This is a genomic window from Nakamurella flava, assembly GCF_005298075.1.
Taxonomy (GTDB): Bacteria; Actinomycetota; Actinomycetes; order Mycobacteriales; family Nakamurellaceae; genus Nakamurella; species Nakamurella flava.
Map to the genome: position 1 here is coordinate 1,339,773 of NZ_SZZH01000001.1, position 12,356 is coordinate 1,352,128.

Below are 12,356 nucleotides of genomic sequence, written 5' to 3' on the forward strand. Positions count from 1 at the left end.
CCTAGCCATCGCTAGGACGTCCTACTAACTGCCCTGCGGTGGGAATGGTCGGCGCGCTCCGGAGGACCGCCGTGGCCTGCGGGCGCGGACCGGCCACCTCGGTCGCCTCCGCCACGTACCGGCCGGCGAGCGGCAGCACGAGCTCGAAACAGGCGCCCGGACGGTCATCGTCGCGACCCCGACACACCAGGTCCCCACCGGCTCGCCGGGCCAACCCGCGGGCGATCGGCAGTCCGAGGCCACTGCCCGGTCCGGACCGCGCGGCCGACAGGCGCAGGAACCGGTCGAAGATCCGCTGACGGTCCGCCGGAGCCACGCCGGGGCCGTCGTCGACGACCCGGAGCGCCAGCAGGTCCGGGCGGACCGACCAGCTCACCTGGACGACCCCGGAGGGCGGGCTCACCGCCGCGGCGTTCTCCAGCAGGTTGCCCAGGATGCGCCGCAGTTCGTCGGGCTCCACGGCCACCGTGGCGGTCTGCGGTCCGGTCGCCCCCCACCGCACCTCCGGCCGGCGCAGGGCGATGTCGTCGATCATCGCCCGGGCGACCACGGCCACGTCCGCGCTCCGCCCGGGCGTCCGATCCGGCACCGGGGACGTCGCGCCGGACTCGGCGTCCAACCGGGCCATCGTCAGCAGATCATCGACCAGGCGAGCGGCCTGACGGCCCTGCCGCACGATCGCCACCAGCCGCGCCTCCTGATCGGCGCGCGACATCGTCGTCGGGTCGGCGCGCAGCAGTGCGTCGGCCGCCGCCACCACCCCGGCCAGGGGCGTGCGCAGGTCGTGCGAGGCGTCGGCCAGGAACCGGCGCATGGCCGCCTCCGCCGTCTGCGCCGCGGTCTCCGCCGACTCGAGTTCGTCGAGCATGTCGTCGAACGCCGCCGCCGTCCGGCCCAGTTCGGTGTGCGGATGCGTGGGTCGCAGCCGCCGGTTGCGCGCGCCGGCCTGGATCCGCCGGGCCACCGCCGTCATCCGTTCCAGCGGACGCAGGGATGCCGACACCACCTGCCGCAGCGCCAGCGCCGTCAGCAGCAGGGCGACCAGACCGACGACGATCTGGATGGTCCGCAGGCTGGCCAGGGTGCTGTCGACCGAGTCCTCGGTGGCGGTGAGGGTCGCAGTGCCCCCCGGCAACGTCACCGTCGCCGTCATCAGACCGTCGCCCTCGGCGATCGTCACCGAGGGTTCGACGGCCGGCTGTGGCAATTGCGGCGGGCCTCCCGGGCCACCGTCCGACCCCGGTCGCGGTGGATCGGCCGGACCTGCCGGGCCGCCCCGGCCGACGTAGTCGGTGCCGTCGCTGGCGAACGCGACGAACACTCCGCCACCGGACAGCTCGTCGGCCAGGTCCTGGCCGGTGACCCCCCGTTCCTGCAGCACGGCCGCGTACCCGGCCCGGTCCCGGAGTCGCTCCTGCAGATCGCCCCGCAGTTGCGACCCCAGCAGCGAGGTCACCACCACGGCGAACACCGTGATGACGACGGCGACCACCGCCAGGGTGGGCACCAGGACGCGACGTCGTAGCGACGCGGTCCGGATGCCGTCGCCGACGCCGTCGTCCGCGGGCCCCGGTCGATCCGCCCCCGGCCGCGGGTCCGCCGGGGTTGCCGCGGTCACCGCCCCACCATCGGGTCGGCGCCGGCCGGCACACTCTCCGCGGGCAGGGCCGGGAGCGAGAGCCGGTAGCCGATCCCCCGCACGGTCTGCACCAGCCGCGGCCCGTGCAGTTCGAGTTTGCGGCGCAGGGTGGAGACGAAGGCCTCGACCAGGTTGGGGTCGTAAGCGTCGTACCCCCAGACCTGCGTCAGGATCTGGGTCTTCGAGAGCACCCGGTCGCGGTGCCGGGCCAGGTAGCCGAGCAGGCGCAACTCGGTCGCCGTCAGCTGCAGGTCGCGGCCGGCCCGGGTCGCCGCACCCGCGTCCTCGTCGATGACCAGGTCCCCGACGACCACCCGCCCCACCCCCACCCGACCGGACCGCCGGAGCACCACGGCGATCCGGGCCAGCAGCTCGGCCAACGCGAAAGGCTTGGTCAGGTAGTCGTCCGCACCGGCGGCGAAGCCGGCCAACCGATCGTCGACGGCGTCCCGCGCGGTCAGGAAGAGCACCGGGACATCGGAGCCGGCCCGGATCGAGCGCGCGACGGACAGCCCGTCGCGGCGGGGCAGCATGACGTCCAGCACGGCCACATCGGGGTGTTCGCGCTCCGCGAGCTCGATGGCTTCGGTTCCGTCGGCCGCGGTCAGCACCCGGTATCCGGCGTCCGCGAGGCACTCCCGTACGGCCTCGCGCACGGTGTCGTCGTCCTCGGCGACCAACACGCAGGGGGCACCCGGCGCCCCGCTCACCTGATCGTTCATCGCATTCCGCCGACCGTCACCGCTCCACTATCCGCCGGACCCGACCGGCCGGACGGCGGCCGCGTCTGAAGATCGCCTGAAGACCCGACCGATCCCCCGGTGTCTTCAGGTCCGCTTCAGGACGGGAACGCAGCATCGGAGACGTCGGATCGTCCGACCGCCGCACGGCCCACCGGGTCGGTCGCGGCGCCACGCACCGGAGGTTCCTTCCGTGTCGTACCGACCCCTGACCCCCACCAACCCGGACGGGCTTCCCGCTTCCACCCGTTCCACGACCGAGCCCACCGGTGGTCGCCGTCGCCGCTGGACCACCGGCGCGCTGGCCCTGCTGCTGGCCGGCGGCGCCGTCGTCGGGGGCCACGCCATGGCCCAGGCCGACGAGCCGGTGACCTCCGGCGCGAGCCCGACGGCGTCGGCGCCGGCCGCGCCCGCCGATGCCGGTAGCAGCTCCGTCGCCGGTCCGCTGGCTCCGCCCGCTCCCGGTCAGGACGGGTCCCGGCCGACCCCGCCGGATCCCGACGCCGCGCACACTCCCCACCTCGGCGGGGAGGTGGTGTCCTCCGACGGATCCACCATCGAGATCACCGACCACGAGGGCTTCCTGCGGACCATCCACACGAACTCCAGCACCACGTTCGACGGTGTCTCGAACCCCGTCGGGGTGGGCACGCGGATCGACGCGGAGGGCTCGGTCGACAGCGACAAGACGTCGCTGCTGGCGACCGTCGTGCGGGCGGCCCCGACGCCGCCCGAGCCCGGATCGGCTCCGGCGGGTCCCGCGGCCGGCGGCCCCGGTGGCGTAAGCGCGCCGACTCCGCCGTCGGACGCCCCCGCTCCGCCGTCGGACGCCCCCGCGCCGCCGTCGGGTGGGGTGACCCCCCCGTCCGGAACGGGCGGCTCCGGCTCGCCGGCGGCTCCGAGCACCAGCGCGGCGCCGACCAGCTGACGCTGGCGCGAGGAACCCGCTCGGGGTGCCGGTCCGGCCGACCGGCACCCCGGGCGACTCACCGCACGTGCGACTCGACGAACGGCGGCTTGGTCACCTCGACCCGCAGCTTGCGACCGCGGACGTCCACGGCCAGTTCGTCGCCCGGACCCACCCCGGACGCGGTGTCGAGCAGCGCGAGGGCGATCCCCACCCCGAGGGTGGGTGAGAAGGTGCCCGACGTCGTCTCCCCGACCGGGCTGCCGTCGGCGGCCACGACCGTCTGGTGGGCGCGGGGCACTCCCCGGTCGAGGGCCCGTAGGCCCCACAGCTGACGGGCCGGCCCCGCCTGCTTCTCCGCGAGCAGAGCCTCACGCCCGAAGAACGCCGGCTTGGACCAGCCGACGGCCCAACCGGACCGGGCCTGTACCGGGCTGATGTCCGGACCGAGGTCCTGGCCGTGCAGGGGGTAGCCCATCTCGGTCCGCAGGGTGTCGCGGGCTCCGAGGGCGGCGGGTCGTCCGCCGGCGGCGGTGACCTCCAGGACCAGGCGGTCCCACAGCGCGGGGGTCGCGTCCCATTCCGGGAGCAATTCGTAACCGTGCTCGCCGGAGTAGCCGGTGCGGCAGACCCGGACCGGTCGTCCGGCGAACTCGCCGTCGGCCCAGGCCATGTACGGCAGGTCGTGGGGCAGCCCCAGCTCGGCGAGCACGTCGGCCGACCGCGGACCCTGGACGGCCAGCACCCCGAAGTCACGGTGGCGGTCGGTGACGGTGATCTCGGGCGGTGCGGCGGCGGCCAGTGCCTGCACCACCTGCGCCGTGTTCGCCGCGTTCGGCACCAGGAACACCTCATCCGGTGAGACGAGGTAGGCGATCAGATCGTCCAGCACCCCGCCGGACGGAAGGCAACACAACGTGTACTGGGCCCGGCCGGGTCCGATGCGCGTCAGGTCGTTGGACAGGCAGGAGTTGACGAAGTCCGCCGCCCCGGGCCCGACCACCGAGGCCTTGCCCAGGTGGGAGACGTCGAAGAGGCCGACCGCCGTGCGGACCGCGGTGTGCTCGGCCACCACCCCGCCCCCGGCGTAGGACAGCGGCATCGACCACCCCCCGAAGGCACCCATGGTGGCGCCGAGTGCGCGGTGGCGGTCGTCCAGCGGGGAGGTGAGCAGCTCGTCGGTGGCCATGGTTGGCACGGTAGCCAATGCCGCCGTTCCACCGATCGCGGACACCGCCCCCACGCTGTCGTACCCCTCGTTTACGGTCGGGTGCGACGGGGGTGAGCCCCCGGCCACCGCGCATCACCGAACGGATCAAGGAGTCCCACCGTGTCCCAGCCGGACCTGCTGCCCACCGCCCCACCCCTGCCCGAGGTGACGGTCACCGCCGAGGCCGCGGTGACGGTGGCCGCGGACGCCGTGGTCGTCGGGCTGTGGACCGGTGCGGACGGGCCGGTCGCCGCCGACCCGTCCTTCGAGTCGGTCGTCTCCGCCGTCCGACTGGCCGGCGCATCCGGCAAGGCCGGGTCCGTCACCGTCCTTCCGGCCGCGGCCGCCGGGATCGAACTGTCGGCCGATCGGCTGGTCACCGTCGGGCTGGGCCCGCGGCCGGTCGGAACGGGCCTGTCGGACACCGAACGTGACCGGGTCCGTACCGCGGCCGGCGCGGCCACCCGCGCACTGGCCGGACGGACGGTGATCGTGTCGACCCTGGGCGCCGTCGACCTGACCGCCGCGGTCGAGGGACACCTGCTGGGTGGCTACGTCTTCGACACCTACAAGAAGCCGGGCGAGGCTCCGGTCGGCCGGATCGTGCTGGCCGGGGTCGCCGCGAGCGACGCGGCCGATCAGGTGCGCTCGGCCGCGGTGGGCGTGCAGGCCGCCGCCCTGGCCCGATCCCTGGTCAACACCGCACCGAACGACCTCTTCCCGGCCGAGTTCGCCGCGCGAGCCGAGGTCGCGGCCCAGGAGCTCGGCCTCGACGTCGAGGTGCTGGACGAGAAGGCGCTCGCCGCCGGCGGGTACGGCGGCATCCTCGGGGTGGGTTCCGGCTCGTCCCGGCCGCCCCGGCTGGTCCGTCTCGCCTGGTCCCCGGCGGATCCGGTGGCCACCGTCGCCCTGGTCGGCAAGGGCATCACGTTCGACTCCGGCGGCCTGTCGATCAAGCCCGCCGCAAAGATGGACCAGATGACCTCGGACATGTCCGGGGCGGCGGCCGTGGTCGCCACCGTGCTGGCTGCCGCCCGCCTGGAGCTGCCGGTCCGGGTCATCGCCTACGCCGCACTCGCCGAGAACCTGCCGTCCGCCACCGCCTACCGCCCCGGCGACGTGCTGCGTCACTACGGGGGTGACGGCCCTGGCAAGACCGTGCACGTCCTGAACACCGACGCCGAGGGCCGGCTGGTGCTGGCCGACGCCCTGGTCCGGGCCGGTCAGGACGGGCCGGACGCGATCCTGGAGACCTCGACGCTGACCGGCGCCCAGATCGTGGCGCTGGGCAAACGCACGATGGGCGTCATGGGTGACCCGGCGCTACGCGATCGGGTCGCCGAGTTGGCCCGTTCCGTCGGGGAGGGCGCCTGGGCCATGCCCCTGCCCGAACACCTCGGTGAGGGCCTCGACTCCGCGCTCGCCGATCTGCAGAACATCTCCGGGGAACCGAGCGGCGGGATGCTCGTCGCCGGCCACTACCTGTCGCGCTTCGTCCCGGACGGTGTGCCCTGGGCCCACCTCGACGTGGCCGGGCCGGCCTTCCACGACGGGAAGCCCTACGGGTACATCGGCACCGGCGGGACCGGGGTGCCGGTGCGCACCCTGCTCGCGGTCCTGCAGGACATCGCCGTCCATGGCGTCGGCGAGCGGACCGAGGTCTGACGAACGGCTCGCGGGCGGGGGATCAGCCGCGCTGCTCCCTCGCCCGTCGCTCGAGGATGTTCTGGCGGCGGGAGTAGTCCCGCATGCGCTGCGGATAACCGACGATGGTCGCGTCGTAGATCGGCAGTTGATGGTCGTGGGCGAAGGCGCGGGCAGCCTCCGGCGACGGCACCCGTCGGCGCGTGAATTCGCCGTCCGCGGCGACCAGCACCACGCTGCTCTCGGTGACGGCGGTCTTCGGCTCGACGAACACCTCGACGCCGCGACGGCGTTCAGCCCACTCGGCGAGATCGGTCACCACCGCCTTGCGTTCGGCCCGGCCGGGGCGCGACGCACCGTCCGATCGTCGTCCCCGCCCGAACCAAGACCGCAGACCCATCAGACCGCCCTCCCTGTCGTCCGGTCCGCCGAGCCCGTCGGACCTGCGTTGCACCCGCCGATCATCACCCGCCGGCCGGCGACGACCCGCCGGTCCGGCGGCCGACAGGCCGTTCGGCCCCGAAAGCCTGGCCGCCACACGGCCGGGTCCGGTGCCGGACGGCGTGGCCGTTCGGTGTGATCAACGTCCCGGAGACGGGCTGGGTTCCTGGGTTCGAGCCCCGGGCGGCCACCCCCCGGCCAATTCCGAATCGTTCAAGTGGACCGTCCGGCGGCCCCGATGCGTCCCGACCCCGGCCAGACGACCCTCGCGGAGGGGTCGACGGTGACCACCGTCACCGACCGGCGGCCCCGGGAGGGACCGGCACCGAAAGAGTGCGGACGGCCCGAACGGCGCACGCCGAACGGGGATGCCAAGATGGGACCCGCGAGACGGTCGACGGGGCGAATGGCCCCGTGATGACGGGGCACTGCCGGTTCGGACGGCGCTGGCCCGCGGATCCGCCCGCGCGTTCGTCCGACGACACGAGGAGTCCTGCATTCATGAGTGAGACCAACGTCGACCTGGTGGTCCTCGGGGGCGGTTCCGGCGGATACGCCGCCGCCCTGCGAGCCGCGGAACTCGGCTCGTCGGTCGTCCTGATCGAGAAGGAGAAGGTCGGCGGGACCTGCCTGCACTGGGGCTGCGTCCCGGCCAAGACCCTCCTGCACGCCGCCGAGGTCGCCGACGAGGCCCGCGAGGGCGCCTCGATCGGCGTGAAGACCAGCTTCGACGGGGTTGACGTCCCCGCGCTGCTGAAGTACAAGGACGGCATCATCAACCGGCTCTACAAGGGCCTGCAGGGTCTGGTGAAGTCGCGCAAGATCCAGCTGGTCGAGGGCGAGGGCAAGTTCGTCGGACCGAACAAGGTCGTCGTCGGCGGCGACACCTACGTCGGCAAGGACGTCATCCTGGCCACCGGCTCGTACTCCCGCAGCCTGCCCGGCCTGGAGATCGAGGGTCGCGTGATCACGTCCACCCAGGCGCTGAGCCTGGAGTGGATCCCGGAGAAGGCGATCGTGCTGGGCGGCGGTGTCATCGGCGTCGAGTTCGCCTCCACCTGGGCCTCGTTCGGTACCGAGGTCACCATCATCGAGGCGCTGCCGACCCTGGTTCCGCTCGAAGACCCGTGGGCTTCCAAGCTGCTGGAGCGCGCGTTCCGCAAGCGCAAGATCAACTTCAAGACCGGCGTCCGGTTCCAGGGCGTCAAGCAGGACGACTCTGGCGTCACCGTGTCCCTGGAGGACGGGACCACCCTGTCCGCCGACCTGCTGCTGGTCGCCGTCGGCCGCGGTCCCGCGACCGCGGGCTGCGGGTACGAAGAAGCCGGCATCACCATGGATCGCGGCTTCGTCATCACCGACGAGCGGCTGCACACCAACCTGCCGAACGTGTACGCCGTCGGCGACATCGTCCCCGGCCTGCAGCTGGCCCACCGTGGCTTCCAGCAGGGCATCTTCGTCGCCGAGGAGATCGCGGGCCTGAACCCCAAGGTCATCGCCGACGTCGACATCCCGAAGATCACCTACTGCGACCCGAACGTCGCCTCGGTCGGCTACAGCGAGGCCAAGGCCAAGGAGAAGTTCGGCGGCGACGCGATCGAGTCGTACGTCTACGACCTGGGCGGTAACGGCAAGTCGCAGATCCTCAAGACCGCCGGTGGCGTCAAGGTCATCCGGGTCAAGGAGGGCCCGATCATCGGCGTGCACATGGTCGGCGCCCGGATCGGTGAACTGCTGGCCGAGGCGCAGCTGATCGTCGGCTGGGAGGCCTACCCGGAGGACGTCGCACCGTTCATCCACGCCCACCCGAGCCAGCAGGAAGCCGTCGGCGAGGCGATGCTCGCGCTCGCCGGCAAGCCGCTGCACGTGCACGACTGACCACCAGCGCTCCGTCCCGACCCCTTCGCCGTCCCACCCCACGTCCGAAGCCCCTCGGGGACGCCCACCCGGCGTCCCACCGGTCGCGCCCGTCCATCAGTAGCTGCAGGTAGGAGAGCACCGCATGTCCCAGTCCGTACAGATGCCGGCCCTCGGTGAGAGCGTCACCGAGGGAACCGTCACCCGCTGGCTCAAGAACGTGGGCGACCAGGTCGAGGTCGACGAGCCGTTGGTCGAGGTCTCGACCGACAAGGTGGACACCGAGATCCCCTCCCCGTTCAGCGGGGTGCTGCAGAAGATCACGGTGGGCGAGGACGAGACCGCCGAGGTCGGTGCCGAACTCGGCGTGATCGGGGACGGATCCGGGGCCGGTGACGGGGACGCGGCCGAGGAGGCTCCCGAGGCGTCGGAGCCGGAACCGGAGCCGGAGGCCACGTCGCAGTCGGACGCCCCGGCCGAGGCGCCGTCGACCGAGACCGACGAGCCCGCTGAGAAGCCCACCGCCGGCACCGGTGGCGGTTCGGCCGGCGGCACGTCCATCACGCTGCCGGAGATGGGCGAGTCGGTTACCGAGGGCACCGTCACCCGGTGGCTCAAGGCCGTCGGTGACGAGGTCGCGGTCGACGAGCCGCTGGTCGAGGTGTCCACCGACAAGGTCGACACCGAGGTGCCCTCCCCCATCGCCGGCACGCTGCTGAAGATCACCGCGGGCGAGGACGAGACCATCGAGGTCGGAGCCGAGCTGGGTGTCATCGGCGACGCGTCCGCCGCGGCCCCGGAGCCCGAGGCCAAGCCGGAACCCAAGCCCGAGCCCAAGCCGGAACCCAAGCCCGAGCCCAAGCCGGAACCCAAGCCCGAGCCCAAGCCGGAACCGAAGCCCGAGCCCAAGCCGGCGCCGCCGGCCCCGAAGCCGCCGGCCCCCAAGCCGGCCGACTCGGCGCTGCCGCCGGCCAAGGCCCCGGAGGGCGTCTACGTCACCCCGGTCATCCGCAAGCTGGCCTCCGACACCGGGGTCGACCTGTCCACGATCACCGGCAGCGGCGTCGGCGGGCGCATCCGCCGTGAGGACGTCGTGGCCGCGGCCGAGGCCGCCAAGAAGGCCGCCGCCGAGCCCGCAGCCCCGGCTGCAGCACCGGCCCCGGCCGCCCCCGCGGCCAAGGCCGGCGGCGGAGCCCCGAAGCCGGACGCGGCGGCCGAAGCCCTCATCGGTACGACGCAGAAACTGCCGCGAATCCGTCAGTCCATCGCCAAGAACATGCGTATGGGTCTGGACGTCGCCGCTCAGCTGACCACCGTCATGGAGGTCGACGTCACCCGGGTGGCGGCCCTGCGGGCCAAGGCCAAGGCGTCGTTCTCGGCGCGCGAGGGCGTCAACCTCTCGTTCCTGCCGTTCTTTGTGAAGGCGGCGCTGGAGGCGGCGAAGGTCTACCCGGTGATCAACTCGACGCTGTCGGACGATCTGAAGGAGATCACCTACCACGGCAACGTCCATCTGGGCATCGCGGTCGACACCCCGCGTGGCCTCATCGTCCCGGTCATCAAGAACGCCGATGACCTGAACATCGCCGGGATCGCCCGCAAGATCGCCGACCTGGCCAAGCGGACCCGGGACAACAAGATCGGTCCGGACGAGCTGTCCGGCGGCACGTTCACCATCACCAACACCGGTTCGGTGGGCGCGCTGTTCGACACCCCGATCTTCGTGCCGCCGCAGTCCGCCATCCTGGGCACCGGGGCCATCGTCAAGCGGCCGGTGGTCATCGCCGACGCCGACGGCAACGACGTCATCGCCGTCCGGTCGATGATGTACCTGGCCCTGTCCTACGACCACCGCAACATCGATGGTGCCGACGCCAGCCGTTTCCTCGGCCTGGTGAAGAAGCGCATCGAGTCCGGTGAGTTCGAGGGCGAACTGGGGCTCTAATCCCCATGCACCACTGACGCGAAGGCCGGGCCTCCCCCACGGGGGCCCGGCCTTCGCCGTCGGCGGGAGGATGTCCCGGCGTCCGGGGGCGGGCTGCGTACCGCGGCGCCCCGCTGGGTACGGTCGGACCATGCGCATCATCGCCGCTGGTGTGAGCGGATTCCTCGGTGCCCGGCTGACGTCGGCGTTGACCGCCGACGGGCACGACGTCGTCCGTCTGGTCCGCCGACCGGCCCAGGGACCGGCGGAAAGCACCTGGGACCCGGACCGCGGTCAGCTCGACCACGCGGTGTTCGACGGCGCCGACGCCGTGATCAACCTGTGCGGCGCCGGCATCGGTGATCACCGCTGGACCCATCAGTACAAGCAGCTGCTCTGGTCGTCCCGGGTCACCCCTACGCGGGTGCTGGCCGAGGAATGCGCGCAGTCGGGTGTGCCCACGCTCCTCAACGCGTCCGGCACCGGCTTCTACGGAGCCCGCCACGACACCCGCATCGACACCGAGCGCTCACCGGCCGGTGAGACGTTCCTGGCCGAGGTCTGCGTCGATTGGGAGGCGGCCACCGACGCAGCCGTCCAGGACGACGTCCGGGTGGTGCTGCTGCGGACCGCCCCGGTCATCGGCCGGGACGGGGGCATGCTCACCCAGCTGGCCCCGGTGATCAAGCTGGGTCTCGGTGGCCGGCTCGGCCGCGGCGACCAGTGGTTCCCGTGGATCTCGGTGACCGACTGGGTCCGCGCGGTCCGGCACCTGCTGGGCTCGACGGTGGACGGGGCGGTCAACATGACCGCGCCCTACCCGGTGACGAACGCCGAGTTCATGTCCGCGTTGGCCCGCCAGTACCACCGGCCGGCTCCCTGGGTCGTTCCCGCCCCCGCCCTGCATCTGGTCCTCGGTCAGTTCGCCGAGGAACTCCTGGGCGGACAGCGGGCCGTCCCGACGGTGCTGCACGACGACGGGTTCGAGTTCTCCCACCGGACCCTGGACGTCGCGCTGGCCGCCGAGCTGGGCTGAACCGGAGCGGGTCCTAGTTCTCGTACGGGTCCGCGGGCTGGTCGATCGGCGTCAGCGACGTGACGGTGACCGTCGGGACGTACCCGTTGTCGAGGGTCGCGGTGTTGTCGACCGGGGACACGACCGCCGACACCCAGGTGTCGACCGGGTACGGGGCCGGGCCGTCGACGTGCAGCTGCATGGGGTTGGCGTCCGCCGCGCAGCAGCTGATGACCATCCGGGCGATGGTGTAGCCGTCGCTGTATCCGTCTCCGGGTGGGGCGATGAAGCCGACGACGGTGACCGGGCGACCGGTCAACGAGTTGTCGGCGTCGTACAGCGCCCGCAGCACGAAATCCTTCATGCCGATGGTGGGGTTGTCGCCGTCCGGCAGCGCCGGGAAGTGCTGGATGCGCCGGGAACCGCTGGCGTCGGTCACCGAGCCGCTGCCGTCGTTGAACGCGTATCCGCCCGTGGAACCGCCGCCGGCGCCGGACTGGTCGTTGAGTGTGGGTGCGTTCTGCACGGCCCCGTTGAGCGCCTGCGAGGTCGCGTTGCGGGCGACGGCGTCCGCGCCCAGGGCCGGCGGGGCGACGAGCAGCAGCACCAGCACCGGGACGACGATGAGCCAGGGAGCGCGCGACCTGTCGTGGTCGTGCCCGTGAGCGTCCTCGACCGGGGTGGCGGTGTCCGCCGAGTTCGTCCCCGGCGCGCCGATCGCTGACGCCGGCCCGTGCCCGGTCGTCGCGGCCTTCCGCTGCCGGGAGTCGTCCCGCAGGGCCAGGATCAGCGACACGACACCGACCACGATCAACACGCCGCCGCCGATGAGCAGCAGCGGCGCGAAACCCGGCTTGACGTAGGACGTGAACCGTCCCGACAGGGTGATCGACACCAGCAGCCCACCGAGCAGGCTGACCACGACGGACTGCGTTTCCTTGTTCATCTCTGGCTCACGTTCATCTCCGGCCCCACCCCT

General features: G+C 72.7%; 10 protein-coding genes. 5 read left to right on the forward strand and 5 right to left on the reverse strand.

Annotated elements, in window-relative coordinates:
* Position 1 precedes the first annotated feature (1 nt).
* Positions 2–1,618: a HAMP domain-containing sensor histidine kinase gene (locus FDO65_RS06020; RefSeq protein WP_137448487.1), complete on the reverse strand. Its 1,617-nt coding sequence runs from the start codon at positions 1,616–1,618 to the stop codon at positions 2–4.
* The gene (locus FDO65_RS06025; RefSeq protein ID WP_205849807.1) at positions 1,615–2,361 is read right to left on the reverse strand and encodes a response regulator transcription factor; all 747 of its coding nucleotides are present in this window, start codon (positions 2,359–2,361) and stop codon (positions 1,615–1,617) included. Before FDO65_RS06025 ends, FDO65_RS06020 begins: the two co-directional genes overlap by 4 nt.
* Before the next feature lie 211 nt (positions 2,362–2,572).
* On the opposite strand from FDO65_RS06025, the gene FDO65_RS06030 reads away from it, so the two are divergent.
* Complete coding sequence (locus FDO65_RS06030) at positions 2,573–3,307, forward strand: hypothetical protein (RefSeq protein WP_137448488.1); 735 nt, start codon at positions 2,573–2,575, stop codon at positions 3,305–3,307.
* A 58-nt stretch (positions 3,308–3,365) separates the two neighbouring features.
* On the opposite strand, the gene gcvT is transcribed toward FDO65_RS06030, so the two are convergent.
* Positions 3,366–4,475, reverse strand: a complete 1,110-nt coding sequence (gene gcvT, locus FDO65_RS06035) for a glycine cleavage system aminomethyltransferase GcvT (RefSeq protein WP_137448489.1) — start codon at positions 4,473–4,475, stop codon at positions 3,366–3,368.
* Positions 4,476–4,616: 141 nt separating this feature from the next.
* On the opposite strand from gcvT, the gene FDO65_RS06040 reads away from it, so the two are divergent.
* Positions 4,617–6,161, forward strand: a complete 1,545-nt coding sequence (locus tag FDO65_RS06040; protein WP_240757452.1) for a leucyl aminopeptidase — start codon at positions 4,617–4,619, stop codon at positions 6,159–6,161.
* 22 nt (positions 6,162–6,183) lie between these two features.
* On the opposite strand, the gene FDO65_RS06045 is transcribed toward FDO65_RS06040, so the two are convergent.
* A complete protein-coding gene (locus FDO65_RS06045; RefSeq protein ID WP_137448490.1) occupies positions 6,184–6,540 on the reverse strand; it encodes an oxidoreductase in 357 nt (118 codons plus the stop codon).
* A gap of 542 nt (positions 6,541–7,082) precedes the next feature.
* Between FDO65_RS06045 and lpdA the strand changes: the two genes are divergently transcribed.
* The 3 genes from lpdA (at position 7,083) to FDO65_RS06060 (ending at position 11,398) form a co-directional block, all read left to right on the forward strand.
* Positions 7,083–8,459: a dihydrolipoyl dehydrogenase gene (gene lpdA / locus FDO65_RS06050; protein WP_137448491.1), complete on the forward strand. Its 1,377-nt coding sequence runs from the start codon at positions 7,083–7,085 to the stop codon at positions 8,457–8,459.
* 124 nt (positions 8,460–8,583) lie between these two features.
* Complete coding sequence (gene sucB, locus FDO65_RS06055) at positions 8,584–10,383, forward strand: 2-oxoglutarate dehydrogenase, E2 component, dihydrolipoamide succinyltransferase (RefSeq protein ID WP_137448492.1); 1,800 nt, start codon at positions 8,584–8,586, stop codon at positions 10,381–10,383.
* Between the two features lie 130 nt (positions 10,384–10,513).
* Entirely contained in the window at positions 10,514–11,398 is an 885-nt protein-coding gene (locus FDO65_RS06060) for a TIGR01777 family oxidoreductase (protein ID WP_137448493.1), read from the forward strand.
* Positions 11,399–11,411: 13 nt separating this feature from the next.
* Here FDO65_RS06060 and FDO65_RS06065 read toward each other — a convergent pair whose 3' ends face one another.
* Positions 11,412–12,323, reverse strand: coding sequence for a TIGR03943 family putative permease subunit (locus tag FDO65_RS06065; RefSeq protein ID WP_137448494.1), 912 nt, complete (start codon positions 12,321–12,323; stop codon positions 11,412–11,414).
* Between the last annotated feature and the right edge of the window lie 33 nt (positions 12,324–12,356).

What these genes read in the sequence shown, in the direction of transcription:
- FDO65_RS06025 (WP_205849807.1), bottom strand. Translation starts at nt 2,361, where the DNA reads ATGAACGATCAGGTGAGCGGGGCGCCGGGTGCCCCCTGCGTGTTGGTC.
- gcvT (WP_137448489.1), bottom strand. Translation starts at nt 4,475, where the DNA reads ATGGCCACCGACGAGCTGCTCACCTCCCCGCTGGACGACCGCCACCGC.
- FDO65_RS06045 (WP_137448490.1), bottom strand. Translation starts at nt 6,540, where the DNA reads ATGGGTCTGCGGTCTTGGTTCGGGCGGGGACGACGATCGGACGGTGCG.
- lpdA (WP_137448491.1), top strand. Translation starts at nt 7,083, where the DNA reads ATGAGTGAGACCAACGTCGACCTGGTGGTCCTCGGGGGCGGTTCCGGC.
- sucB (WP_137448492.1), top strand. Translation starts at nt 8,584, where the DNA reads ATGTCCCAGTCCGTACAGATGCCGGCCCTCGGTGAGAGCGTCACCGAG.
- FDO65_RS06060 (WP_137448493.1), top strand. Translation starts at nt 10,514, where the DNA reads ATGCGCATCATCGCCGCTGGTGTGAGCGGATTCCTCGGTGCCCGGCTG.
- FDO65_RS06065 (WP_137448494.1), bottom strand. Translation starts at nt 12,323, where the DNA reads ATGAACAAGGAAACGCAGTCCGTCGTGGTCAGCCTGCTCGGTGGGCTG.